The sequence below is a fragment of the Stenotrophomonas sp. FW305-C-20-S1 genome (assembly GCF_058783335.1).
This window is the reverse complement of record NZ_JBYTEK010000026.1, coordinates 20,205-45,096: the sequence shown is the minus strand read 5'-3', so window position 1 is coordinate 45,096 and position 24,892 is coordinate 20,205. Positions and strand designations below refer to the sequence as shown.

Genomic DNA, 24,892 nt, shown 5'->3' with positions numbered 1-24,892 from the left:
CAATTCTGCAGCGTGTACCTGCTGAACAAGAGAGGAAACACTTGATGTCCAAGCTGCGCAACCTGACCAGAGGAATCTACTGGGGCCTGCGCCGGGCAAAGAGCCAGGGCATTCCCTTGCGTTCGATCTTTTCCGCCCTGGTGCGCGCTTCGCGCAAAGGGCCGCGTCATCTGGTGCGCTCCATCTTGGCTTATGCCAACGGGGGCCATCCGATGGCGGTTACAGCAACCACGATCGATGCCTATGAGCAGTGGTTCACGGCGCAGCCTCCGTTGCCGGTGCCGGCCGATGCCGGCCTGATCAGCATCGTGATGCCGGTCTGCAACACGCCGGAGGCGTTCCTGCGTGAAGCAGTGGCCAGCGTTGAGGCGCAGACCTATCGCAACTGGGAGCTGTGTGTCCATGATGATGCCTCCGACAAGCCGCACGTCGCGCGTGTGCTGGAGGAACTTGGCGAGCGGCTGCCGAACCTGCGGATCTCGCGCTCGTCCACGCGCCAAGGCATCGCCGCGACCACCAATGCAGCGGTGTCGCTGGCCGAGGGTCGCTGGATCACGTTCCTTGATCACGACGACCTGCTGGAGCCGGACGCGCTGGCGGCCGTTGTCGCCTGCCATCTGGAAACGTCCGCCGACGTGGTCTACACCGACCACGACGTGCTGGGCGAAGATGGCCGGCTGCGCAATCCTTATTTCAAGCCCGACTGGAATCCTGACCTGTTCCTTTCGCAGATGTATCTGGGCCATCTTGTGAGTTTCGAGTCCGGCCTCGTCCGCCGGATGGGAGGCCTGCGCAGTGATTGCGACGGTGCCCAGGACTATGACCTGGTGCTGCGCTGTGTGGCAGCAGGTGCGCGCGTGGCACATGTGCCGCGGGTGCTCTACCACTGGCGCGCGCATGCCGGGTCGACCGCGGCCAACGCCGCTTCCAAGCCCTACGCGCATCACGCCGGCCAGTTGGCGTTGCAACAGCACGTGCAGATCGGCCACCCGGGTGCCCGGGTTGAAGAGGGCGAGCAGCTGTTCTGCTATGACGTGCGCTATTCCTATGCCGATGAGGGCCCGCTGGCCAGCATCATCATTCCCACACGCGATGGGCTTGACCTGCTGCGGACCTGTGTCGAATCGCTGTATGCCAAGACCCAGTACCGCGATTTCGAGATCATCGTCGTCGACAACGGATCGACCCAGCCCGAGACCCTGCAGTGGCTGCAGGCCATGTCACGGCGACGCAACTTCCGGGTGATCGATGCCGACGTGCCGTTCAACTGGTCGGCGCTGAACAACCTGGCCGCGCGTGAAGCGCGTGGTGAGGTCCTGGTCTTTCTCAATAACGATACCGAAGTGATCGACGGTGAATGGCTGCAGCGGCTGGCCGAGAACGCGTTGCGGCCGGACGTTGGGGTGTGTGGTCCGCTGCTGTTGTACGGGGACCGCACCATCCAGCATGCTGGCGTGGTGATCGGCATGGGTGGCTGGGCCGACCACGTGTTCAAGGGCGAGCCCCCGATCCACTTCCAGAATCTGTTCGTGTCGCCAGTGCTGCAGCGGCAGGTTCTCGCTGTCACCGGTGCCTGCATGGTGGTGGCACGCGATACGTTCGAGTTGCTCGGCGGTTTCGATGAGAGCTTCATCGTCTGCGGAAGTGACGTCGAGCTGTGCCTGCGTGCGCACGCGCGTGGCCTTGCAACGGTCTACGTGGCGCGGTCGGTGATGATCCACCACGAATCCAAGACTCGCGACCCGCGTGCGATTCCTGAAAGTGATTTCGTGCGCTCGGCGCAGGCATATTCACCTTATCGCGAAGAGGGCGATCCGTTCTTCAGCCCGAACCTGGATTACATGGCCTCATCGCCGCGTCTGCGTGGGGGCGTGCAATGAGCCGTATCGGCCAACTCCTGCGACGCATCGCCGCTCGTCTGGAAGCCAGCGCGCCAGGGACCCCCACCCCCAGCACCAATGTCGCCGAGATCACCCCTTGCACGCCACGCCACGACCCGTGGGTAGGCCAGCGGCTGAATCTGGTGCTGCCCTCGATCAACAAGCAGCATTACTTCGGTGGCATCCATACGGCGGTGCTGATCTACCGAGAACTGTGCAGGCACTTTCCGGCATCGCGGATCATCCTGGTAGACAGTTCGCCGGATGAAGAGGCGCTTTCGCGCTTCTCCGACCATGTGCTGGTGCCTGCGGACCAGGCCTCATCGGCGCTGCGCCAGATCGTGCCGTTCAGCGATCGCTACCAAAAGACGCTGCCGGTTGCCGACGAGGACATCTGGGTCGCCACTGCCTGGTGGACTGCGTACGCGGCCCAGCGCATGTCGCAGTGGCAGGGGGAAAATGGTGGCGTTGATCGGCCGATGGTCTACCTGATCCAGGATTTCGAGCCGGGCTTCTATGCCTGGTCAAGTCAGTACGCACTGGCATTGAGCACCTATCGCCGTGATCGGGATATCGGCATCTTCAATACCGGCCTGCTGGCTGACTTCTTTGAACAGCATGGCCTGCGTTACACGCAGCGTTCGGTGTTCGAGCCCGTGCTGCATGATGGCCTGCGTCCGGCACTGCAGCAGGTTCGACAGGCACCGGCCCCGCGCAAGCGTCGCATTGTTGTCTACGCACGCCCGGGCACGCCGCGCAACGCGTTCGAGCTGATCTGCGAAGGCTTGCGCCTGTGGGGCTGGAAGGATCCGCGCGCTGCGCAGTGGGAGGTGGCGGCGCCGGGTGAACTGCAGGCGGACCTCGACCTGGGACCATTCGCGCTGAAGGCTCTGGGCAAGCTGGACATCGACGCCTATGCAGAACTGCTTTCCAGCTCTGCCATCGGCCTGTCGTTGATGGTTTCTCCCCACCCGAGTTATCCCCCGCTGGAAATGGCGGCGTTCGGCATGGGCGTGGTGACCAATCGCTATGACAACAAGCGTCTCGATGAAACCATGGCGAATGTGGTCTCGCTGGAGTCCATGACGCCTGAGTCCATCTCTGCGGCGCTCACTGCGCAGGTTGATGCATATGAGGCCCGTGGAATGATGCCGGGCGACATTGCCGGTGTTGACCATCCTTTGTTGCAGGCGGGGAGCTTCAATCGAGTTGCTGATGTTGTAGTGGATGCCCTGCGCCTTCGGGCCTAATGCCATGGATGGAAATGTGATCCCGATGGGTACTCTTGCTGGGCGGGAGAATTTCCGCAATCGACGCAGGTTGGTCCTGCCGATATTAAGCGCAGTACTGCTCGCAGCGCCTTTCCTGCACAGCGTCGCACAGGTTCATTTCCTGCTGTTGCTTGCGATCAGCTTTACCGGAATGGCGTGGTTGGGTGAGATCTGTGCTCGCCTGTTCCGGCTCGAGACGGTGGTGCAGTCGCCGGCAGTGTTCACACGTGTGCTGCTGGGGCAGGCAGGCATGGTGATATTGTGGCTTGTATTGTCGCCACTTACGTGGGGCTGGAGGGTTGGGCTGGGTTTGTCTTCGGGCTTGCCGCTGATCGTCCTGATTTTGCTATGCGTCACCCTTTGGACGCGCCGCCGGTTCCTGTACAAGGCGCTCGTCCCCCGCACTGGTGATGCTGCCTGGACGCTGTTGGCACTGCTGGGCGGTCTGCTCCTGATCAAGGCGGCAACCCATTACTCCTTCAGGGCCGGTGCCCTCGGCCTGGATACACACCAGCACATCGCTTTCACCCTTGACCTGTTCAATGCGGGCTACCCCAAGTTGACAGCCGGCCATAGCGACTGGCTGGAAAAGTACCCCAAGATGCTGCATCTGATCTCGGCATTGTGGGCGTGGCCTGGATTTGGCGCGCACATTGGACCTTTCGTGAAGATCCAGCCTGTGCTTCAGGCCACCTTGGCGGTGTTCGCGTTCGCGGAAGTCACGCTTCTCTGGATGCAGCAGCGCGCAGTATCCGTCTCGGCGCAGCGGATATGGGCGGCGGCGCTTGTCGTGTTGCTGGGTTACGCCATCCTGCGCGGTACCTTGTTCCTGTACCCGGTAGATGATCTCAACAGCACCGGACGACTGGCAGCATTCTCCACTCTGCTGTTGCCTGCGCTGTGCGCCATGCTTGCATGGCTGGAGCCTAATCATTCCCGTCGCCCATGGCTGCTTGCCTGGTTGAGCATGCCGCTTGCAGCTGCCATGGCGGCCAAGTTGAACCCGTCTTTGGCCATCGGCTTTGTCAGCTTCAGTGCACCCGCTTGGGCATTGTTGGTAGTTCCGTTGTGGTGGCGTGCGCCAGCCGTAGCCGGGAAGGTAGTTGTCCCGATGCTGGGAATCGCTGTCGGTGGCGTGCTGGGTGGCCTGTTGTTGTTCACCGATCCCTACTACCTCCAGCTGCTGGCAGAAGCGTTGCCGCCGGTGCGCCGGATCGTCGAGCAGACATTGGGCCTGCACATGCTGGCCACTCCGGCCGAGCTCAGCCAAACATCCGACGCTTTCCTCGCCCATATCGCGCAGGTGCTTCGCTGGGAACTGTGGTACGGTCCGCAACCTGTTTTCAGCGCGCAGTATCTGCCAGAATCGCAGCAGCTGCTGGGGCAGCGCCTATTGCCGATAACGCGGTTGATGGTGGCTCTTACTGTTGTGCTTGGTATTGCGATGTTGACCATCGCGCCGGAAACCATCCGCCGTCGGCGTGCGTTCGCACTGCTGGTGGTCGCGCAGTTTGCGTTGATCGTGGCAGTGGCAGTGGCGCTGCGCATTTCAAATATCACTACGCTCGCGCTCGGTCACGAGACGCTGGAAGCCAGCCTGCTCAGTACCTACACACAGCGCTACATCGGGCTGCTGAGCATGTATGCCGTGATGCTCCATTGGATTCTGTTGCTCGCCAGCTTGGTGACCGCCGCCGACGCTATGCTGCAGTGGCGCCTTCCTCAGTGGTCGGCTGGGCGAGTAGTATCCAGGTCAGTCTCCACCCTGGTGGTGATGGCGGCCCTGACAGTCGTCGTTGGATTCATCACGATAGACATCAAGGGTGTGACTCCCGCGGATCAAGGGTGGACGTTTCCCATCACTGAGGCAAAGGTCAGGGCATTCCAGCGTGCTGAAAGTCAGCTGCCTCAAGATGCGGTGGTGCTGGCACCGGCCTACGCCATCGTCTTGAATGGCCGCGAAGACTGGGTGCTGCCCTCCATGTACGTAACACCCTATCTGCCGTTCGCTCAGCGCGACTATCTGTTCAATGTCCGTCTCGGCTCGGGATATGGATACTTTGCGAAGGATCTGCGCGCGATGTTCTGCCGTTCGCAGGTCGAGCAGACACGCGCCGAGCTCCACCGCGCTGGGGTGACCCATCTGCTCGTGCATCGATGGAATGGGCAGAGCGACGAACGCGCGCTGGATGGGCAGTACTGCCTTACCGGTTACCGCCAGTTGGGCGCCGGTGGCAAGCCGGTCGCGACTGGCCCCGATGGGCTGGTGTTTTACCGCTTGGACCCTTGAGATGGGTGGCAGCGAACAGGAGAAGGCAATGTTCGGAAACAGGCACAACCTGGGTGATGACCAATCGCAGGCGATTGCCGTGGTTGTGCCCAGCTACAAAGTCACGCGGCACATCCTGGGAGTGATCGCCGCCATTGGTTCGGAGGTCGCCGCAATCTATTGCGTGGACGACGCCTGCCCGGATAAGTCTGGAGAGTTCATCGAGACCAACAACACTGATCCTCGCGTGCGGGTGCTCTACAACGAAGTCAACCAAGGTGTGGGCGGGGCCACCATGACCGGCTACCGCCAAGCCGTTGCCGACGGCATGACAGTCGTCGTGAAGATCGATGGCGATGGCCAGATGGACCCGGCGCTGCTCCCCCTGTTTGTTGCGCCGATTCTCAATGGCGAAGCCGACTACACCAAGGGAAACCGCTTCTGGGATCTATCACACATCAGCCGCATGCCGCTGCTGCGACGCGTTGGCAATCTGGGGCTTTCCTTCCTCGCCAAGGCATCCAGTGGCTACTGGAGCCTGTTCGATCCGACCAACGGTTACACCGCCATTCATGCGGCGGTCGCACAGCGGTTACCCATGGAGGCGATCAGTACCCGGTACTTCTTCGAGACTGACCTGCTGTTCCGTCTCAATGCAATGCAGGCCGTGGTGCAGGACGTTCCCATGGATGCACGCTATGGTGAAGAAGTAAGTAACCTGAAGATCAGCCAGGTGCTGGGCGAGTTTGCGCTCAAGCACGCCCGCAACTTCTGCAAGCGGATCGCATATCGGTACTACCTGCGCGACCTGACCATCGCCTCACTGGAATTGATCGCGGCACTGATGCTGCTCAGCGGGGGCGTGCTGTACGGAGGCTGGAACTGGATCGTGGCTGCCGGAGAGGGCGTCTCCGCGCCGGTGGGTACTGTGGTGCTGCCGTCGATCGCCATTGTCAGTGGCCTTCAGTTCCTGCTGGCCTTCCTCAGCTACGACATCGCCAATCAGCCTCGTACACCGTTGCATCGCGCATTGGCGCGCCTGCGCCGTTGAAGTAGGCGCCCCGCCGGGTACGAAACCGGGCGGGGCCGATAGGCTCAAGGGGTGTAGGTGAATGCCCCGCTGCAGATGCCAGGCACGACCACCAGCATCGGGCCGGGCTGCAGGCTGTTGCTGCGCAGGTACAGCTTGAATGGCGAGCCCACGTTGTCCGAACCCTGCTGGCGCTCGGGCACGGCGAGAATTCCGCGACCTATGATCGTGCCATGCTCGTCCAGCAGGTACAGGGCGCTCAGACCGTCGCCCAGATAGGTATCAACCAGCCCGCCCTGCATACGGGACCAGCCCTCCGAACCGGGCAGTGCCTTGGTGACTGGTGGCACCACGCCACAACTCTTGGTGGGCACCTTGCCATAGACATGGCCGAGACTCTCGCGCGCGCCTTTCAGCCAAGTGCTGGCAAAGATCGACAGGTCCTGTGCGGACGCGTCCCGGGCGATCTCCAGAGCACGAGGACTGTCTGGATAAGTCCAGAGAATCTGCTCGTCGTCGCGGGCGCCCATCTCCAGCGCCATGGCCGCAGTGGTCTTCTCGAAATCAGCAAGCGCGTTGTGCTTGACGGCGTTCCATTGCAATGGCAGGAACAAAAGTGGAATGATCAACAGCGCTGCTGCCGACTGCCCGCGGGCCCAGCGGAAACGTACGGAAAGCCGGGCGACACCCAGGATCATCACAGAGGCGATCACCAACAGGGCGGGCGTGGTGTATCGGCTGGCTACTGCGCTTTCCAGACCGAAGACAATGCGGCTGCCGGCCACTGCGAATGCCGAGGTGCCCAGATACCCCAGGAACAACGACAGCGTCAGTTCCAGGTCCACGTTGTTGCGCTTGCGGACCAGCGCCCGACCTGCCAGATAGATGGCCAGCAATGTGATGATCGCTCCGCAGCCAACCGCTGCGTAGAGATTGGGCTTGCCCTCTGCCAGGTGCGCGAAAGGGCTCCCCAGATAGGCAAAGAGGAACCACACCACTCCGCGTGGAGAGTCGCGAAGCGTGTTGGACAGCGAGCCATGGCTACCGGGAGATACATAACCATGGAAGTAGAGCCCCGTGACGACGATGGCGGCCACTGCAACCAAAGCAATCCGCTTGGAGCCTTGGCGGCCGAAGATGCAACCGGCAAGCAGGAGCCACGTCGCCAGAAGTCCATTGGCCATGCTGCCAGCGGCCAGTACCGCCAGCAGCAGGGCAAAAGCAAACCACGCGTTGCGCCACCGCGAGCTCCGGCTGGAGCGCCATAGCGACAACAGGCTAGCAAGCGGCAGCAACTGCGCCAGGAAGAACTGGCTCTGGAAGCCCCAGGTCAGGTTGTTCTCCTGAGTCCACAACAATGCCAGGCTCAAGATCACTACTGCCACTACGCCCATGGCGGCGGGGGGCGAAGGAATGATGCGCATGGCGCACCAGGCCAGTAGCCCGAAGGTGATGATTGCCAGGATGTAGTTGACCACCAGCAGGAAAACGGCGTGGCCACCGAAGTATTTCAAATCAATGAAGAACAGAAGCCTGGCGAGAATGATTCGGTGTTCATTGTGCTGTGCCCACCAAGCCGAAAGGTCACTTTGCTGGCGGAGGTAGAAGCCCAGCGTGCCGTCCCACATGTCCCAGAACGGAACCGGGCTGTAACCATGTGTGCCGGCCAGAATGGCCAGTACGGCATAAAACAACGCCAAAGCCAATCCGAAGGCCACGACGGGTTGTCCCAAGAGCGAACGCATGCCAGCGTGCCGTGGCGACGAGGCAGGAGGGAAGGTGGACATGCCTAGGATTTCCTGAAGGTGAAGTGCTTGTGCCCGAAGTAGCTCACCACCGCTGGCGCGATGACGCCCAACGCGTGTGCGAGCGTTTCAGGGTGAAAGGTCAGGCCCATCCATGGGAATATGTAATGACTGAACAGCAGGCTGACGATCAGGGTCTGCAGGAGTGCCAACGCGTTGACTGCGATGAACCACATGACCTGCGATGCCAGAGGCTTGTCCGCGTCCTTGAACACGTATGCGCGGTTGAGCATGAAGGCGGTGGCCATGCCGACGAGGTAGGCCAAAACGATCGCCGGCACATAACTCATCAATTGGCTCAAGGCAATGCGCGAACCAAAGTTTGCGACCGCTGCCAAGCCGCTTGCGATGATGAAAAGAATGAAGCGGCGTTCGATCATGACTGTGGGCGCCCGTGGTTGGGAACGATCATCTGGGCGCTTCCGTGATGTAGGTGGAAGCGCCGTCGGAGGGCGGCAAGTCCTGCGGGTCAAGGGTGTTGTCAAATAGGCTATTGCTCACCAGTTGTCTGCACTGCTCAGCCGTCAGCGGGGCATTCCATAGATTCTCCAGCCGCCCGGTCCAATGCACGAAGGGGCCGGCCGAGGAGCGTCCGCTTGTGCATTCCTGCAATTGCTGTCGCCAATCAAGCGTTGCATGTGTACGGGTTCCGTACTGCACGGTCTGGGTTATCGGTACAAGCAACAACACAGTGATCATCGCCCGTGCCAGTGCTCGCGATTCGCTGATCAGGTGGATGAGAATCCAAGCCAGGAAAATATAAGGGTAGAAGAAGTAGCGGGGGCCACCGTTGAATGGATCAAGCGGGTCGACGGGGACCCTTGCTGCGGCGGCCGCGACTGAAAGAAGGAAGCAGGCAATGAGCCCGGGCAGTACCCAGCCCTCGCGCCGCTGCGCCCATGCGCCAATCAGAATGACGATCAGCAGACCCAACCCCATTCCAGCAATGAGCGCCGGCTGAGTCATCTCGGGTCGCCAGAGCAGGAAATGGCCCAGGAAGCGCTCCAGCAGCGCAGGGATACCGGGAACAGAACGATGCTCCTGCGAAGCAACGGGGTTCAGCACTACGAGGGTCGCCTGGATTGCCCCAAGGACGCACGCAGCGCCAAACATGCACCATTCAGTACGTCGACGTAGAAGCAGTGCACGCGCACCGTATAGCGGAGTCATCATCACGATGAGCGGCGATGACAAGGCGCCCAACAACAGCATGGGCATGCGCCAGCGCAGGCTGGGGGCGCGTCGTTCGTCCCAGAACAGAGGCATCAGCACGAGGAAGCCACCCCACCACAGCGCATAGGCTGACGTGGAGAAGACCTCCGGATCGGTCGGGACGGCCAGCACCGCCAGCGCACATGCCCAAGGGGCCTTCAGCCGCGTCGGCGCCAAGGCAAGCATCACCATGACGCCGACGGTCATCATCGCCGCCAGCGCCAAGCTGATTTCCGGCAGCCAGCGGAATGACAACGTGACTGATATGGCGTTGATCAGTTTGTTGGGGATCAGGATGTAGCCGGCGACGGGGTGCAGCAGCGTACTCCACCCGTACTGCAGGAACTGCGGCAGGAGATCCTTCCCGTCCTCCACCCATACGTACGGATTACTCCATTGCGAGGGTCGACGTAGAACGAGCGCAAGTAATGTCGCAGCTCCGATTGCGATGCCCAGCCACGTGCGTTTACGCCAACCAGTTGGCGCAGCTGGTTCTTGGGTGGCTTTGGGATTACCCAGCCAAGGGTAAAGCAGCGCTGTCAATAGCAGCGCGATGCTGACGGGTAGCCAGCCGCCGTAACCTGATACAAGTCCCACGCCGATCCAGCCAAATCCCTCTTGTGTCTGATCGCGAACGATCAGACGACTCTGTTGCCCTTGCAGTGCTGGTGGAATCTGAATGGTCCAGCGGACCCAACGGTCTCCCGCTCTCGGCAACGGAACGGGTATCTGCGCCTCATCTGGTCCAGCCAAGACGGCGCTGATGCCAGCAGTATCGCCATAGCCCGCGATCTCCAACGTGATCGATGTGGTGCCGGGGGCAATGGGTTCGACGACAATCTCTGCGGTGTCCGCATTCTGCAGATTGCAGAAAGAAATCGCGCGTGGGCTGGACGACGTTGCCTGTTTCAGAAATGGAGATAGCGCCTGTGAGCATCCGCCACTGACGCGTCCCTGGTACTCGCGATCGGTCAGACCCAGTACTGCCGATGCTGCCGCGAGTAGCAGCAGCACGATACGCAGAATCGAGGCATTACCAGGCTGCAGGAGCTTCAGCATGTAGGTGGCCGGCATGGAAAGTGGCGGAGATGGCTGAAGTGGCATCTCAACGACTGGCTACGTCTGCCAATGCCGAGCCGACCGCAATACTCTCATTGATCGAGCGATCTTCCGGGTAGTAATACGCCGTATCGGCCATGAAGAAGCCCTGCAGCGGTGTCTTCATTGGCGGCAGCATGTCCTGGAAGCCGGGCGGGCAGATCGTCTGTGCGTACTCATAGCGATGGCAATGCGTGGCCTTGATCCATTCCTGCTTGAATGCAGGATTGATCATCGGCAGGTAACTGATGACTTCGTCGATCAGTTGCTGGTTGCTCCACTGCCACTTGGGGTGCGATTTGGGCATGTAGTAAGGCGCGTACACGATGTGTTCGCCCGGACCCTTGCCTGGGTTGAGGTTGCTGTACTCGATCAGCCCTGGAATCTCGATGCGGTCGTCGCTGATATTCATCCAGAAGTTCTCGCTGACTGGCCGCGAGAGCTTCAGGATGACGCAGGCCACCGGGATGTTGTCGATGGCACCAACCTTATCGGCGAATGCCTTCGGCAGGCCAGGAACCAGCTTCGGTACGTACTGGATGGGGGCGGTGGACACCACCGCATCATAGGTGTGGTGTCCGACCGGAGTGCGGATGCCGGTCACCTTGCCGTCTGCAGAGGTCACTTCATCGATCGGCTGTGAGAGCAGGATGCGGCCGCCACGACGCTGGACGTCGGCGGCCATCTTCTCCAGTAGCACGGCGGAGCCGCCTTCCAGATAGCCCATGCTCTCGTTCAGCAGGTTGCGTCGGGACAGCGCCACACGCTTGATGCGGGTGCCGATCCATGACGCGGACAGGCGATCCTGATATTCGAAGAACTTCAATGCGAACGCTTTTTCCCACATCACCTTGTAGGCCTTCGGGCCGATCCAGCGGGTGATCCAGTCGCGTGCGTTTTCCTTGTCCAGTGCTGTCCAGTCCTGGATGCCCTTGGTGTGCATTACATGAAGGGCATAGCGCACCTTGTCGATGATGCCGAGGTGCGGGAAGCCCAGCAGGGCGAACGGCGTGCCCCACTTGTGCAGCTTGCCCTGGTAGTAATAGCCCATCTTCGTGTCCGTCCAGTGCAGGCGGTCGGACAGCTGCATCTCATCGAGCAGCTTGAAGAGCGGATAGTCGGTCTTGCAGATGAAGTGGTAGTAACGCTCGATGCGCAGGCCGTCGAAATCGAAGTCTGCCGACATGCCGCCGATGCGATCGTCGCGCTCGTACACGTCGACCTGGTGGCCCTGCTTCAGCAGCTCCAGGGCTGCCATGAGGCCCATCGGGCCACTGCCGATGATGGCGAAAGTGCTCATTTGAATGGATTCCCGTGTGATCTTCTGGGTCAGCGCTGCAGCACGATATGGCTGTAGCGCGGGTCGGTGTAGCTCTCGCGGATCGCATCCTCGAAAGGAGTCTGCCTCACCCCGAACACCGCCTCGGTATCAATGCCCTTGAAGTCATCACCGGCGCTGAGCGCTTTGAGCTGGTCTGCGGTGAACGGCGGCTTGCTGCTGAACAGGCTGTAGACCTTCAGCAGGAAGGCAAAGAAGCCGATCGGAATGTGCACGATCCAGGTGCGCAGGTTCTTCACCCGCTTGATGGTACGGATGATGTCCACATAGTCCACGCGGGTATCGCCAACGATGTCGAACACTTCGCCGTCGGGCTCGGTCTCGATGCACTTGGCAATGCAGCGGCAGAAATCGCGTTCGTACAGCGGCTGACGCATGAATCTGCCGTCGCCGGGAATCGGGAATACCGGCGTGCGCGCCATGAAGCGCGACAACCAGCCCAGATGCTTGGGATCGAACCAGCCGAACATCAGCGTCGGCCGCAGCACGCAGTGGCGCTGGCCGCTGGCCACGACCATTTCTTCCTGCTCGCGCTTGGTGTTGGTGTAGTCATCCTTGGCCACCGAGTTCACTACCGAGGAACTGATGTGAACCATGTACGGCACGGCGGCATCCTGGGTTGCCTTCAGCACTTGTCCAGTAGCGGTGATGTTGTTGCGCACGAACAGGTCGGTGGTCTTGCCGGTGATCTGCGCGTGCAGTTGTACAACCAGTCGCGCACCGGCAAAGCGTTCGGCCCAGTCGCCGGGCTCGGCCAGATCAGCCAGCACTGTCTCGACCTCCGGGTGCAGCTGGCGAAGGATCTCCAAGTTGTGCGCATGCTTGTCGATCGCCACCAGCCGGGTGTAGCCCTGCTGCTTCATTTCCACGATGAGGTTCTGCCCCACCAGGCCGGCTGCGCCGGTAATGACGATCTTGTCGTTCTTCTGTGCCATGGACCAACTCGACTGCTAAGGGAATGGGGTCAGCGCGGCTTGTACGCCACAACCAGCGCCTGCTTGCCCAGGATGTGCCACGCCAGCGGGATCTTCAGGTACAGCGACACCAGCCAAGGCGCCTGTGGCAGACGGCTTTTGGTGGTGTAGGGCAGGAACTTCGGGATAACGACCCTTGGCTCCAGGCCTGCCATCAGCACACCTTCCACAAGGCTGCGATCACTCAGGGCGGTGTGATGGTCGAAGTAGTCCCAGTATTCGTCGTACAAGAAGCGGATATTCGGCTGCAGGATGATCGCTCGGCCACCGGGCTTGAGCATGCGCGCGCTCTCCCGCAACGTCTGCAGCACCAGGTCCTTGCTTGGCAGGTGTTCCAGGAAATTACTCATGAACACCGCATCGACGCTGGCGTCGGGGATGGAGGCCACCGCAGTGCAGCTTTCGTTGATGATGCGGACACCGTCAGAGGCGAATTGGCGGACGTCTGGATTAAGATCCACCGCAATCTTTCCGGCTGCCGGAATGTTGTTGATGAACTCGCAGTAGCCCGCACCGATATCGACCACGGTGTCGGATGGATTCACGAACCGGCTGAAGTACTGGCTGCACAGGACCTGCCAGATCCGGTTCTTGTTTGCGAGCTCTTCCTTGGGAAAACGGTGTTGATACAGTACGTCGAGGTCGCGATCGATATCCGGCATGTGGAGCGTCCAGGTTCTGGTTCGGGTCAGAGGGAGATTCGGCGGAACACAAATTCGGGAATGTTCTTGATGATCATCATGATCGCCCACCAGAAGCCAGGCAGGTAGGCCACGGCTTTACGCTTGTCGATGGCCGTGAGGATACCGGCAGCTACCCTGTCCGGCGTCGCCCACAGGGCGCCCTTCTTGAATGCGGCGGTCATCGGGGTGTCGACGAAACCGGGCTTGATGACCAGAACGTTGATGCCGGCCGGGCGCAGGCGTTGGCCGAGACCGCTCAGGTAGGTGGTGACGGCGGCCTTTGCGCTCCCGTACAGGTAGTTGCTGGCACGGCCGCGGTCACCGGCCACCGAGGAGATGACCGCCAGGCTGGCACCGGACTGCAAGCGCTGCGCAAGCGCCGCGGACAGGGCGATGGTGGAGGTACCATTGGTCGCGAATTCCCGCAGGGACAGGTCGACCGAGGCATCGCAGGCGGCCTGGTCAGGCAGGGTGCCGTGGGCGATCAGGACGGTGTCCACACCGCCCAGCGCAGCCCAGGCATTGTCCAGCAGGGCACCATGGGCAGCCACATCGTTCACGTCCAGCACGCCGGTGTGCACGTGCTGGGCACCGCGTACGCGCAGGTCGGCAGCGATGGCATCCAGCTTGGCGGCACTGCGGCCCACCAGGTAGAGCGCGGCACCGCGTGCGGCGTATAGACGCGCTACCGACTCGGCAATGGCCGAGGTGGCGCCGATGATCAGGATCTTCTGCATGATTACTCCATCACCCGGCGCCAGAAGCCGGATGAGAATCGAGGGTCGATGAAGCGGGAGAATGCTTCCCAGGCCGGGTAGGCCTGGCGGAACAGGGCACCGGACATCCGCGCATCCTTGGCGGGATACACTGCGCCGCCGGCGTCACTGACGATGCGATCAAGTCGATCGAGCATTTTCAGCAGGTCCGGCCCGTCATTGGGGAAGTCAAGCGCCAGGGTCGTGCCCGGACGCGGGAACGACATCAGGCCCGGTGAGGGACGGTCGCCAAATTCCTTCAGCACTGCCAGAAACGAGCCACGTCCGCTGCGGGCGATTTCCGCCAGCAGTGCTGCAGTGGCATCGCGGGCGGTTGCCGGAGGCAGCACGCATTGGTGCTGCAGGAAACCGCGCGGGCCATACATCCGGTTCCAGTGGTTGATGCCATCCAGCGGATAGAAATAGCTCTGGTAGTGCGATATTTGGCGGGCGTGGCGCGCCGGCTGCCGCCAGTAGTACAGCGTATTGAAAGGACGCAGGGTCAACCGGTTGACCAGCGACACTGGCGGTACCAGTGGCATGCTGCGTCGCGGTGCCGAACTGGGCGTGGCGGCCTGTGCATCGCCGGGTGCATGGTCGCCCCGGAGGAAGTGGCCGCGGCCGAGGTTGGCGCCCTTGGCCAGGCAGTCGATCCAGGCCACCGTGTACTCGAATCCTTCGGCCGAGTCGCGCGACAATTCGAAGAATTCATCGAGATTGTCGAAGCGGATCGACTCGGTTTCGATCCACGGGCCAGGCACACGGCGAAGCTGCAATTCGACCCAGGTGATGAATCCGGTCAGGCCCAGCCCGCCAGCGGTGGCCGCGAACAGGCCGCTGCTGTCGGCAGGCGTGAGTTGCTGGCGCGAACCATCGCTGCGCAGCAGTTCGATGCAGCGCACGTGATGGCAGAACGTACCTGCACGGTGATGATTCTTGCCATGCACGTCATTGCCGATGGCGCCGCCAACCGTGGCGTAGCGCGTACCGGGGGTGACCGGCAGGAACCAGCCACGGGGCAGGGCGATATCCAGGATGTCGGCCAAGGTGACGCCTGCCTCGCAGCTTACGATGCCGGTGGCGGGATCGAAATCGATGAACCGGTCCAGTCCACGACTGGTCAGCAGCGTGGCACCTGGGTTCAGGCAGCTGTCACCGTAGCTGCGGCCATTGCCATGCGCCAATACCGTACCCCCGTCTGAGGGCAGCGGCAGGGCGCCATTGCGGTCGAGCACCGGGATGATCCGTTGCTCCACGCGCGGGTAGCGCCCCCAGGATTGGCCGATCGCCCGACTCATATCGCCAGCAGGACGATGAGCACACACAGGCCGATGACGATCTGGCTGCTGCGGTCCATGGCCGCGAACACGATCGGGTCGTCATGCATGTCGCCGCGGTGGGACACGATCCACATGCGGCTGATCCAGTACAGCAGGATGGGGCACAGCAGCCAGAGCAGTTTGGGGCTCCTGTAGAGCTCCAGGCTCTCCGGGCTGTTGATGTACAGCGCGAAGACCAGTACACCGATGTAGCCGGCGGCTGCGCCCAGCGACTGCACCAGCGGCAGGTCGGCGACGGAGTAGCCGCGACCGATCGCCATTTCCTTGCCGTTTGCCAGTGCCGAGGCCAGTTCGGTATATCGCTTGAGCATGGCCAGGCTGAGGAACACAAACATTGAGAACGCCAGCAGCCAGAACGACAGTTCGGAGTTGATCGCAACCGCGCCGCCGATGATGCGCACGGTATAAAGCGCAGCGAGCATCACCACATCGATCATCACGATGCGCTTGAGCTTGAGCGAGTAGCTCAGGGTCATTACGTAGTAGCACAGCAGGACGCCGGCAAAGGCCGGGCTGCAGAGCAGTGCCAGTGCGAAACCGGCCAGGGTGATCAGTGGTGCCACCAGCAGGCCATGCAGCAGCGGCAGTGTGCCGGCCGCGAACGGCCGCCTGCGCTTGCGCGGATGCATGCGGTCCGGGGTCAGGTCCAGCAGGTCGTTGAGCAGGTAGACGCCCGACGCGCACAGGCCGAATGCCAGGAAGGCCACGCCGGCATCAATGATGGATCCGATGTCGAAGAACCGGTGAGCTGTCAGCAGCGGCACCAGCACCAGCAGGTTCTTCAGCCACTGGTAGACGCGCAGGGCCTTGACCCAGGTCAGCAGACCGCCGTTCTGCGAGGGCAGGTGGGCCAGAACTTCGGTCTGACGGGCGGCATCCCGGGCCAGCGCCGTGCCGTTGTTCACCACGATCGCGCCGCCGGCGTGGGCCCAGACCTTCAGGTCGACGCGGCCGTTGCCCATGTAATCGAAGCCGCGCTCACCGAAACGCTCGGCCAGCGCCGCGCCCTTGTTGTTGCCCGACAGGTTGGTGTGGCCATCGCTGGCCATCACTTCTTCGAACAGGCCCAGGTGGTCTGCAATCGGCTGCACCAGCAGGCGGTCCGACGCCGTGCACAGCACGCGCGGACGTTGCGTAGTGGTGCGCAGGATCTCCAGCACCCGCTCGTCGTAGGGCAGCGTTTCGGCGGGCAGCTGCACGCGCGAGGCCAACTGGCGCTTCACGTAGGCTTTGCCACGGAGCAGCCAGAACGGCACCAGGAACAGGTACAGCGGATTGTGCGCCAGCAGGGCCAGCAGCGATTCGTACAGGATGTCCGAACGCAGCAAGGTGCCATCCAGGTCAATGCACAGGGCACGGTGTTCAATAGCCAAAATTCTGCGCTCCGGTGTGCAGTAGGTGCATGGCGGGTCAATAGGGGCGGGAAGATGGAAGCGGCGAGCGGGTCGATTGCAGTTCGAGGTTGGTCATGGCCAGCATGCCCACGACCACCGCCAGCCACAGGCTGGTCAATCGAATACCGACGGCAACCGCCAAAGCAGCGTCCAAGGACGCGCCCGTGGTGGTCAGCATCAGGACGATGGCGGCTTCGGTTGTGCCAACGCCGCCGGGGATGAAAGAAACCGCGCCCGCCAACATGGCGATGGGGTAGATCCCCAGCGCCTGGTGCCAGTCCAGATCCAGGCCAACGGCAGCGCAGAGCATGGCAAATGCCACGGCTGTCAGGAGCCAGGCCATCGTTCCCCATGCCAGTCCTGGCAGCGCAGCATTCGGCTTCCACAACGGACCGGCGGTGATCAGGCCATCGACCAGAAAGGTTAGGAGGCGTTTGAGTGGCGCGCCGGGGATCACGCTGGCCAGCCCCAGAAGACGCGTCCGCAGCCAGCGGTTGCAGCTGGTAACAATGACCAGCATCAACAAGGCCAGAACAACGCCCAGCACCGCGCCAAGTGCCGGCACCAGCGTGGCCGCGCTCATGCCCAGCACTGTGAGGATCAACAGGTCCTGGCTTCGCTCATGGATGAAGGTGCCAAGCACCGCACGCGGCGGTACGCCCATATCCGCGAAGTAGCGGATGCGCAGCAGTTCGCCAGCCTTTCCGGGGGAGGCTGTGAACGCAAAACCGGCCAAGTAGGCGCGTAGTCCCCGCCATCGAGCGACAGGGTGCCCCTGCCGGCGCAGTGCGCCGTGCCATCGCCCGTAGCGCAGTGCAAAGCTGGCCAGCACCAGTGCCGTACAGGCCAGCAACGGTCCACCCAGAGCGGTCAGCTGTTCCAGCGCATGGGTATCCCGGTCCACATACACCAGCACGGCCAGATATCCCGCAGTCACGAGGGACAGCAGGAATACGCTACGCCATCGGGGCGGTCTGGGCTGCGAAAAGCCGTCATGGGGCGGGAGCAGGCGCAAGTTGGAGGGCTCCGCGCAGGTCAGTTAGGGGGCGACTCATCATTCTAACGGCATTGTCTGACGATTTTGACTTCTTCATGCCGTAATCAGCGTGGCTTCTCGGTGTCTTGGCGCTTACCGTGATATCCTCCCCCGCGCGGCCGGCGGGGAGGTATTGTCAAGTTATAGCTTGGCGCTTGCCGGACAGGGGGGGTTAGGGGGCTACGCGCTTGATGGCGACCCCGGAACCTCGAGCGGGCTTCCCGGAAAGGGGGCTGTGTCACTCAAGGAAAAAGTAATGGGCCTGTTGGATTTCATCTGGGGTTCGCGCGGCAAGGATGGTAAGCACCCGCCGCACACCGCGGTCTCGGCGGCTGCCAATCTGCATGAGCAGGGATTCGTGCACCTGCCTGGCGTACTGACGGCCCAGGAGTGCGACCGAATCTGCGAAGCATTCAATGATTACGTCGACCAGCACCGCGAGGAGGCTGATCGGTTCGTCATGCAGACTGGTAGGCATTCGCGCTTGACCAACATGCATCTTGTCAGCGAGGAGGCCCAACTTGCGATCAGCAAGCCCTTGGTGATGGACACGCTGGACGTGTTTTTCTCGGATCGCGCATTCGTGGCGACGTCACTCTTCTTCGAGCAGTCCAGCGAGCAGGCGATCCATCGCGATACCCCGTTCTTCCATACCCGTCCGAACAACATGTTCGCGGGAATCTGGTTCGCGCTTGAAGACGTGCATGCCGATGCCGGTCCGCTGCAGTACTTCCCGGGCGGCCACAAGATCGAGATCGAGCCGATCCAGGCGGCTGGCACCGCGCCGTCTGAGCTTGGCGATGCGTTCAATCGCTACATCGGACGGGTGGCAGAGGAAGTGAACCGTCGCGGTATTCCGCCGCACATCGCCCTGATCAAGAAAGGTGACTGTTTCATCTGGCACCCGGAACTGCCGCATGGCGGAACGCCCATCCGCTCGCCGGGCATGACCCGCAAGAGCATGGTGTTCCACTGTGCGCCGGAGCAGGAAACCATGTACGGCATCGAGGAGTACTTTGGCGCGGTACCCTTCGCACCCAAGGAGATCCGCAAGGTGCCGATGATGGCGGGGCGCTCCATGCTGCAGCTGGAACGGCCGATGTTCGCTCCGAACAACTAATTGCTGGATCCGGAGCACCTCCAGGTGCTCCGGAATGCCGGTCATCGGGTATCGATGATCAGGTCCATCGATTTGTAGCGCTCGATGGTGTCCCGTGACTGTTCGTAATGAGCCTTCTGTTCTGCGGGAACGTAGTACTCCGAATAGGAGCCCTTGGCATCGGTCAGGATGTATTCGATCCCGATGTTGGAGACGCGGTCCAGCGCGCACTGCTCGAATATCGTGCAGCCCAGGAACAGGTTGTGCGCATCCTGCACGTTCAGCAGGCTCAGCAACGAAGGCGCCAGATCAAGAGAATTCTTGCCAGCTGCATCGATGGTACGATGCTCCACGCCCTTCCAGTAGATCAGGAACGGGATCTTGTCCACGAAGTAGCCTTGCACTCGGCTGTCCGCGGCCACTGCATTCGGGCCCGGGAAGGTGGAATGATCCGCGGTGATCACGAGCATGGTGTTCTCGTGGAGCCGGCTGGCCATGAAGCGCTCAATGAAGTGGCCAATATCCCGGTCGTATGTATGGAAGCGATTGAGGACGATGTTGTCGCCCTTGCCGTATCTGCTTTCCCCGTCCAGGAACGCATGGGTCTGGAAATTGTACGCGGCGGCAAAGAACGGCTTGTCGGCCGGCTGCGCCTCCAGTTCCGATAGCATGCTGTCGAACAACTGGGTGTCGGACAGGTACTTCGGTCGTGCCTCCTGTGCGCCCTTGCGAACGTGGGTTTCATACAGGTAGTCGCGACCCAGTACGCGGTCGAAGCCCAGGGTCTCGATCATCTTGTTGATGTACTCCTGCTGCGACAGGAAGAACATGCTGTTGTAGCCCTGTGCGCGAAGTACATCCGCGATGCTGGCGCGGGAAATCGCGGTAACGTCCGCTGAGACGTCGCGCTGGCCGATGCCAGTACCTTCGGCGTTGTAGCCATCGATTTCCTGATGGCCTGAAGTCAGCTGCCCGCGCAGACCGCGGAACGTGGCGGCCGTATGGTTGTAATAGTTGGAGACAACCAGCGAACCGCCGGCCAGGCGATCCAGGTTGGGGGTCACGCCCGCATGCGCGCTGTCATAGGTATCCATCCAGCGGGCTGACATGCCTTCGGTGAAGATGACGATGACGTTCGGTTTTGCTGGCAGGCTTGCCGTGATCTCGGCCGGGAATCCCTGTTGGTAGATCTTTTTCCTTGAGAATTCGGCTCGTGCTCCCAGCAGTTCCGTTGCAGTGAGCTGGGCACGGCCATTCATGCCGGCGAAGATGGAATAGGCGCGCAGGAACGACGTCACCGGGGCCTCGCCGCGTGCCACGACGATCCCGCGCGCCGGGGGTTGGTCGTGGACCATGCCTGTATAGGCAGTCGCAGCCACGGCCAGGCATGCCAATGAAGTGCGGAGGCTGAAGCGTGGTTGGTCGGCACGATGGATGATCGCAAAAGAGATGAAGGCGAGTAGATATGCGCCCAGCATCGCGTACACGCCGTTGAATGCGATCAGGCCCGCCACTTCCTGATTCGCGAAGGCAATAGGTGGAATCAGCCCCCCGGAAAGCCAGGCTGAGTAAAGCTGGGCAACGTAGACAATGCCTGCGGTTGCCGGAAACGCCAAGGCCAGAACCCGCAGTAGCCTGTTGCGCACGCCGAGTGCCAAGTGAGTTACCAGATCGATCAATACCAACTCCAACAGGAAGCTGGTGGACAGGTACAGGAGATCCGCGGGAGCGTAATAGCGGCTCATCCGCAACAGCAGGACGCCGGTCAGCAACGCTGCGACGCAGGTTCCCCATGCGGGGAATCGTCGCGAGATATTCAGGATATTGATGCTCATCAGCCAAACGGAAGAATCTCCAAGGAATCCTTCCTCGTTGCCTCTCTAGAATGTGGAAAAAAGCATTGGAGGCTGATCTGCAGCAATGGGCTTCCATGCCAGCTCCAATCATACGGCGTTCGTCACGCCGTTTGCACATTGGTGAACGTATGAAGGCTAGTTGCCTTGTGACTTCTTTCGATACTCAGGGATACATTTCGGCGTCGAACATTTGTTACTTTGCTGATCGTGGCGGAAACAATTCACTGAGGACGCTTTTTCGTATCCCTGCAAGGAAAAAGGCCAGCATCTCCAGATGCTGGCCTTCGACGTCGGAACGCAGTGTTCTCGTTACGGGCTTTTGCATGCGCATGCAGTCTGCATTTTTCGTTGCAACTTCCGCAGGCCAAGCACGCGCTAGATGGCCGGCTTCCTGAAAACCAGTCGCGAGAAAATAAGATAATTCCACGCCGCGATCATTCCCATTACCAGGAACTTCGCGATCAGCGGATGGATATCTGCTGGGCCAACCAGCAGGAAGATTGCCAGATTGCCGGCGGCGAGATTTATTGTCGCAACGATGCCGTACTTGAAAAGCTCGCTTCCCATGTGGCCGTAGCTTTGGAACACCCAGTGGCGATTCAGCAGGAAACTCACCACGAACCCGCAGGCGAAACTCAGCGACTGATTGGCGAAAAGCCATTTGTCGCTGAGCGCCATCTGCAGGGTAATGAACACGGCATATTCGACTGCAGCGGCCGAGCCGCCGGAAATCAGGAAACGGAGAAGTCGTTGTTTCATGGGGTTTCCAGGCGGGGGCCAGGGTATCGAGTGATACCCTGGCCTTCAGCCTTTGAGACTCAGAGCGCCTTTTCCAGCTCCGGCAGGATCGCAAACAGATCCCCGACCAGGCCGATATCGGCAATTTCAAAGATCGGCGAATCCGCATCCTTGTTGATCGCCACGATCGTGCCAGCATCCTTGATGCCCGTCAGGTGCTGGATGGCGCCGCTGATGCCGACGGCCACATACAGCTCCGGCGAGATGATCTTGCCGGTCTGGCCGACCTGCAGGTCGCTGGGCACATAGCCGGCATCCACGGCGGCGCGCGAGGCACCCACGGCGGCGCCGAGCTTGTCGGCCAGCTGGAAGATGACCTTGAAGTTCTCTTCCGAACCAACACCACGGCCACCGGAGACCACGCGCTTGGCGCTCTGCAGGTCCGGGCGGTCGCTGGCGCCGGCGGCCAGGCCGACGAAGCGGGTGTGGACGGGCAGGGTGGCATCGACGCTGGCGGCTTCAACCGAGGCACTGCCGCCCTGGGCGGCTTCCGGCCACGACGCGGCACGCACGGTAGCGACCACGATCTGGTCGGCCGGGACTTCGACAGTGATGATGGCGTTGCCGGCGTAGATCGGGCGCTTGAAGGTGTGGCTGCCTTCGACGGCCATCAGGTCGGAGACCTGGTTGACGCCGAGCAGGGCGGCCACGCACGGCATCAGGTCCTTGCCGAAGGTGGTCGACGGGCCGAACACGTGGGTGTAGCCCTTGGCCAGCTGCGCGATCTGCGGGGCCAGTACCTGGGCCAGCGCCTGCGCGTTGGCGGCATTGGCCACGGTCAGGACCTTGGCGATGCCGGCGATCCTGGCCGCTTCAGCCGCAACGGCGGTCGGGTCGGCGGCCAGCACCAGCACGTCAATGCTGGCGCCGGAAATGGCGGCGGCCGCGCTGACGGTCTTGGCGGTAGCGGCGTTGAGCTTGCCGTCGTGGTGCTCGGCGATGACGAGAATCCTGCTCATTACAGCAACCCCTTCTGCTTGAGTGCGGCAACCAGTTCGGCCGCGTCCTTGACCATCACGCCCTTGCTGCGCTTGGACGGTGCGGCGTACTGGGTGGTCTTGAAGGTGTCGGCGGCGTCCACGCCGAGGTCGGCCAGCTGCAGGGTTTCCAGCGGCTTGGCCTTGGCCTTCATGATGTCGGGCAGCTTGATGAAGCGCGGCTCGTTCAGGCGCAGGTCGGTGGTGACCACGGCCGGCAGGTCCACTTCCAGCGTTTCCAGGCCGGCGTCGACCTCGCGGGTCACCATGGCCTTGCCATCGGCAATCTCAAGCTTGCTGGCGAAAGTCGCCTGCGGACGGCCCCAGAGCGTGGCCAGCATCTGGCCGGTCTGGTTGGCGTCGTCGTCGATGGCCTGCTTGCCCAGGATCACCAGGTCCGGCTGTTCCTTCTCGACCAGCTTGAGCAGGGTGCGGGCGGCGGTCAGCGGCTGGATGGCCTGGTCGGTGACCACGTGAATGGCGCGATTGGCGCCCATGGCCAGGCCGTTGCGCAGGTGCGCCTGGGCGTCGGCCGGGGCGATGGTGGCCACCACGACTTCGCTGGCGATGCCCTTGTCGCGCAGGCGCAGGGCCTCTTCCAGGGCGATTTCATCGAAGGGATTGGGAGACAGCTTGACGCCATCGGTGACCACGCCGGAGCCGTCCGGCTTGACCTGAATGCGGACGTTGTAGTCCACCACGCGCTTGTACGCGACGAGGATTTTCATCTGGTACGAGATCCTTGTAGTGCCGGTCGCTGGCCGGCTCGCATTTGCTGGAGAACGTCCGGTCCTGCAACAGCAACCGGTTCGGGGGTGGGACCCCGATTCTAGCTGGCTTGGGGCAACCATGCGAATGCGTATGGTCTACTTGTTTCCTGGTGCGATGCAGCAATCCAGTGGGCGCCAGTTCACCTGTGTGATCGCCCGCTACAGGAACTGCGTTGTATCCTTTCAAGTTGCATTGTCGGGGCCACGAGGGCCCTGTCCCGCGAATCATCATCAGGAGAACAGGTAGTGCCCACATGGCTTGTCACCGGCGGCGCCGGATTCATTGGCGGTAACTTCGTTCTCGAGGCCGTCGCACGCGGCGTCAAGGTCATCAACCTCGATGTGCTGACCTACGCCGGCAACCTGAAGACCCTGTCCAGCCTGGACGGCAATCCCAACCACGTGTTCGTGCAGGGCGACATCGGCGACAGTGCGCTGGTTGCCCGCCTGCTGGCCGAGCACCAGCCCGATGCGGTGCTGAACTTCGCGGCCGAAAGCCACGTCGACCGTTCCATCGACGGCCCAGGCGCGTTCATCCAGACCAATGTCGTCGGCACTCTCGGCCTGCTCGAGGCCGTGCGCGATTACTGGAAGGCGCTGCCGGCCGATCAGGGCGCGGCCTTCCGCTTCCTCCATGTCTCCACCGACGAGGTGTACGGCACCCTGGGCGAGACCGGCAAGTTCAGCGAAACCACGCCGTATGCCCCGAACTCGCCGTACTCGGCGTCCAAGGCCGCCTCGGACCACCTTGTGCGTGCGTTCCACCATACCTACGGGCTGCCGGTGCTGACCACCAACTGCTCCAACAACTACGGTCCGTACCACTTCCCGGAGAAGCTGATCCCGCTGGTGATCGCCAAGGCGCTGGCCGGCGAGCCGCTGCCGGTGTACGGCGATGGCAAGCAGGTGCGTGATTGGCTGTTCGTGTCCGACCATTGCGAAGCGATCCGTACCGTGCTGGCCAAGGGCCAGGTGGGCGAGACCTACAACGTCGGCGGCAACTCCGAAAAGCAGAACATCGAAGTGGTGCAGGCGATCTGCGCGCTGCTGGACCAGCGCCGCCCGCGTGCGGACGGCGAGCCGCGCAGCAGCCAGATCACCTACGTTGCCGACCGCCCGGGCCATGACCGCCGTTACGCGATCGATGCCTCGAAGCTGAAGAACGACCTGGGCTGGGAACCGGCCTACACCTTTGAACAGGGCATCGGCTTCACCGTCGACTGGTACCTGGACAACCAGGAATGGGTGAACGGCGTGCTCGACGGCAGTTATCGCCTGCAGCGCATCGGCACCGCGGCCTGAACCA

Annotated in this window: 20 protein-coding genes; 6 read left to right on the top strand and 14 right to left on the bottom strand. The window is 61.8% G+C overall.

The window, feature by feature from the left end:
- Positions 1–233: 233 nt before the first annotated feature.
- The 4 genes from AC3WTC_RS14380 to AC3WTC_RS14365 are packed head-to-tail and all read left to right on the top strand — an operon-like array spanning position 234 to position 6,471.
- The gene (locus AC3WTC_RS14380) at positions 234–1,880 is read left to right on the top strand and encodes a glycosyltransferase family 2 protein (RefSeq protein ID WP_088101655.1); all 1,647 of its coding nucleotides are present in this window, start codon (positions 234–236) and stop codon (positions 1,878–1,880) included.
- Complete coding sequence (locus AC3WTC_RS14375) at positions 1,877–3,130, top strand: rhamnosyltransferase WsaF family glycosyltransferase (protein WP_134831966.1); 1,254 nt, start codon at positions 1,877–1,879, stop codon at positions 3,128–3,130. Before AC3WTC_RS14380 ends, AC3WTC_RS14375 begins: the two co-directional genes overlap by 4 nt.
- Before the next feature lie 25 nt (positions 3,131–3,155).
- The gene (locus AC3WTC_RS14370) at positions 3,156–5,441 is read left to right on the top strand and encodes a hypothetical protein (RefSeq protein WP_492711728.1); all 2,286 of its coding nucleotides are present in this window, start codon (positions 3,156–3,158) and stop codon (positions 5,439–5,441) included.
- Positions 5,442–5,469: 28 nt separating this feature from the next.
- Entirely contained in the window at positions 5,470–6,471 is a 1,002-nt protein-coding gene (locus AC3WTC_RS14365) for a glycosyltransferase family 2 protein (protein ID WP_088101654.1), read from the top strand.
- Between the two features lie 44 nt (positions 6,472–6,515).
- Here the strand turns inward: AC3WTC_RS14365 and AC3WTC_RS14360 are convergent, their stop codons facing one another.
- From AC3WTC_RS14360 to AC3WTC_RS14315, 10 genes are all read right to left on the bottom strand, one after another.
- The gene (locus tag AC3WTC_RS14360; protein WP_492711727.1) at positions 6,516–8,237 is read right to left on the bottom strand and encodes a hypothetical protein; all 1,722 of its coding nucleotides are present in this window, start codon (positions 8,235–8,237) and stop codon (positions 6,516–6,518) included.
- Positions 8,238–8,239: 2 nt separating this feature from the next.
- A complete protein-coding gene (locus tag AC3WTC_RS14355; protein WP_088101622.1) occupies positions 8,240–8,635 on the bottom strand; it encodes a GtrA family protein in 396 nt (131 codons plus the stop codon).
- 28 nt (positions 8,636–8,663) lie between these two features.
- Complete coding sequence (locus AC3WTC_RS14350; protein WP_492711726.1) at positions 8,664–10,526, bottom strand: hypothetical protein; 1,863 nt, start codon at positions 10,524–10,526, stop codon at positions 8,664–8,666.
- A gap of 46 nt (positions 10,527–10,572) precedes the next feature.
- Positions 10,573–11,865, bottom strand: a complete 1,293-nt coding sequence (locus AC3WTC_RS14345) for an NAD(P)/FAD-dependent oxidoreductase (protein ID WP_088101620.1) — start codon at positions 11,863–11,865, stop codon at positions 10,573–10,575.
- A gap of 29 nt (positions 11,866–11,894) precedes the next feature.
- The gene (locus AC3WTC_RS14340; RefSeq protein WP_088101619.1) at positions 11,895–12,839 is read right to left on the bottom strand and encodes an NAD-dependent epimerase/dehydratase family protein; all 945 of its coding nucleotides are present in this window, start codon (positions 12,837–12,839) and stop codon (positions 11,895–11,897) included.
- A gap of 29 nt (positions 12,840–12,868) precedes the next feature.
- Positions 12,869–13,540 carry a class I SAM-dependent methyltransferase gene (locus tag AC3WTC_RS14335; protein ID WP_025878468.1) on the bottom strand — a complete coding sequence of 224 codons (672 nt, stop codon included), beginning with the start codon at positions 13,538–13,540 and terminating at the stop codon, positions 12,869–12,871.
- 26 nt (positions 13,541–13,566) lie between these two features.
- Positions 13,567–14,298, bottom strand: a complete 732-nt coding sequence (locus AC3WTC_RS14330; RefSeq protein ID WP_492711725.1) for an SDR family oxidoreductase — start codon at positions 14,296–14,298, stop codon at positions 13,567–13,569.
- Between the two features lie 2 nt (positions 14,299–14,300).
- Complete coding sequence (locus tag AC3WTC_RS14325) at positions 14,301–15,614, bottom strand: FAD-binding oxidoreductase (protein WP_134831969.1); 1,314 nt, start codon at positions 15,612–15,614, stop codon at positions 14,301–14,303.
- Entirely contained in the window at positions 15,611–17,002 is a 1,392-nt protein-coding gene (locus tag AC3WTC_RS14320; protein ID WP_134833316.1) for a UbiA family prenyltransferase, read from the bottom strand. The genes AC3WTC_RS14325 and AC3WTC_RS14320 overlap by 4 nt, the downstream gene beginning before the upstream one ends.
- A gap of 64 nt (positions 17,003–17,066) precedes the next feature.
- Complete coding sequence (locus AC3WTC_RS14315; protein WP_241655219.1) at positions 17,067–18,065, bottom strand: lysylphosphatidylglycerol synthase transmembrane domain-containing protein; 999 nt, start codon at positions 18,063–18,065, stop codon at positions 17,067–17,069.
- A 277-nt stretch (positions 18,066–18,342) separates the two neighbouring features.
- On the opposite strand from AC3WTC_RS14315, the gene AC3WTC_RS14310 reads away from it, so the two are divergent.
- Entirely contained in the window at positions 18,343–19,206 is an 864-nt protein-coding gene (locus AC3WTC_RS14310) for a phytanoyl-CoA dioxygenase family protein (protein ID WP_492711723.1), read from the top strand.
- 41 nt (positions 19,207–19,247) lie between these two features.
- On the opposite strand, the gene AC3WTC_RS14305 is transcribed toward AC3WTC_RS14310, so the two are convergent.
- The 4 genes from AC3WTC_RS14305 to AC3WTC_RS14290 all read right to left on the bottom strand — a co-directional run bounded on the left by AC3WTC_RS14305 (position 19,248) and on the right by AC3WTC_RS14290 (position 23,544).
- Positions 19,248–21,020, bottom strand: coding sequence for an LTA synthase family protein (locus tag AC3WTC_RS14305; RefSeq protein ID WP_492711722.1), 1,773 nt, complete (start codon positions 21,018–21,020; stop codon positions 19,248–19,250).
- Between the two features lie 396 nt (positions 21,021–21,416).
- Complete coding sequence (locus tag AC3WTC_RS14300; protein WP_492711720.1) at positions 21,417–21,800, bottom strand: GtrA family protein; 384 nt, start codon at positions 21,798–21,800, stop codon at positions 21,417–21,419.
- A 59-nt stretch (positions 21,801–21,859) separates the two neighbouring features.
- Entirely contained in the window at positions 21,860–22,798 is a 939-nt protein-coding gene (locus AC3WTC_RS14295; protein WP_492711719.1) for an electron transfer flavoprotein subunit alpha/FixB family protein, read from the bottom strand.
- Positions 22,798–23,544, bottom strand: a complete 747-nt coding sequence (locus AC3WTC_RS14290) for an electron transfer flavoprotein subunit beta/FixA family protein (RefSeq protein ID WP_492711718.1) — start codon at positions 23,542–23,544, stop codon at positions 22,798–22,800. Before AC3WTC_RS14290 ends, AC3WTC_RS14295 begins: the two co-directional genes overlap by 1 nt.
- Positions 23,545–23,832: 288 nt before the next feature.
- Between AC3WTC_RS14290 and rfbB the strand changes: the two genes are divergently transcribed.
- Positions 23,833–24,888, top strand: a complete 1,056-nt coding sequence (rfbB, locus tag AC3WTC_RS14285) for a dTDP-glucose 4,6-dehydratase (protein ID WP_431601560.1) — start codon at positions 23,833–23,835, stop codon at positions 24,886–24,888.
- Positions 24,889–24,892: the final 4 nt, after the last annotated feature.

Bases quoted from the DNA above. Each gene is read 5' to 3' on its own strand.
- AC3WTC_RS14375 (WP_134831966.1), top strand. From the start codon at position 1,877: ATGAGCCGTATCGGCCAACTCCTGCGACGCATCGCCGCTCGTCTGGAA.
- AC3WTC_RS14370 (WP_492711728.1), top strand. From the start codon at position 3,156: ATGGGTACTCTTGCTGGGCGGGAGAATTTCCGCAATCGACGCAGGTTG.
- AC3WTC_RS14365 (WP_088101654.1), top strand. From the start codon at position 5,470: ATGTTCGGAAACAGGCACAACCTGGGTGATGACCAATCGCAGGCGATT.
- AC3WTC_RS14360 (WP_492711727.1), bottom strand. From the start codon at position 8,237: ATGTCCACCTTCCCTCCTGCCTCGTCGCCACGGCACGCTGGCATGCGT.
- AC3WTC_RS14355 (WP_088101622.1), bottom strand. From the start codon at position 8,635: ATGATCGAACGCCGCTTCATTCTTTTCATCATCGCAAGCGGCTTGGCA.
- AC3WTC_RS14350 (WP_492711726.1), bottom strand. From the start codon at position 10,526: ATGCTGAAGCTCCTGCAGCCTGGTAATGCCTCGATTCTGCGTATCGTG.
- AC3WTC_RS14345 (WP_088101620.1), bottom strand. From the start codon at position 11,865: ATGAGCACTTTCGCCATCATCGGCAGTGGCCCGATGGGCCTCATGGCA.
- AC3WTC_RS14340 (WP_088101619.1), bottom strand. From the start codon at position 12,839: ATGGCACAGAAGAACGACAAGATCGTCATTACCGGCGCAGCCGGCCTG.
- AC3WTC_RS14335 (WP_025878468.1), bottom strand. From the start codon at position 13,540: ATGCCGGATATCGATCGCGACCTCGACGTACTGTATCAACACCGTTTT.
- AC3WTC_RS14330 (WP_492711725.1), bottom strand. From the start codon at position 14,298: ATGCAGAAGATCCTGATCATCGGCGCCACCTCGGCCATTGCCGAGTCG.
- AC3WTC_RS14325 (WP_134831969.1), bottom strand. From the start codon at position 15,614: ATGAGTCGGGCGATCGGCCAATCCTGGGGGCGCTACCCGCGCGTGGAG.
- AC3WTC_RS14310 (WP_492711723.1), top strand. From the start codon at position 18,343: ATGGGCCTGTTGGATTTCATCTGGGGTTCGCGCGGCAAGGATGGTAAG.
- AC3WTC_RS14305 (WP_492711722.1), bottom strand. From the start codon at position 21,020: ATGAGCATCAATATCCTGAATATCTCGCGACGATTCCCCGCATGGGGA.
- AC3WTC_RS14300 (WP_492711720.1), bottom strand. From the start codon at position 21,800: ATGAAACAACGACTTCTCCGTTTCCTGATTTCCGGCGGCTCGGCCGCT.
- AC3WTC_RS14295 (WP_492711719.1), bottom strand. From the start codon at position 22,798: ATGAGCAGGATTCTCGTCATCGCCGAGCACCACGACGGCAAGCTCAAC.
- AC3WTC_RS14290 (WP_492711718.1), bottom strand. From the start codon at position 23,544: ATGAAAATCCTCGTCGCGTACAAGCGCGTGGTGGACTACAACGTCCGC.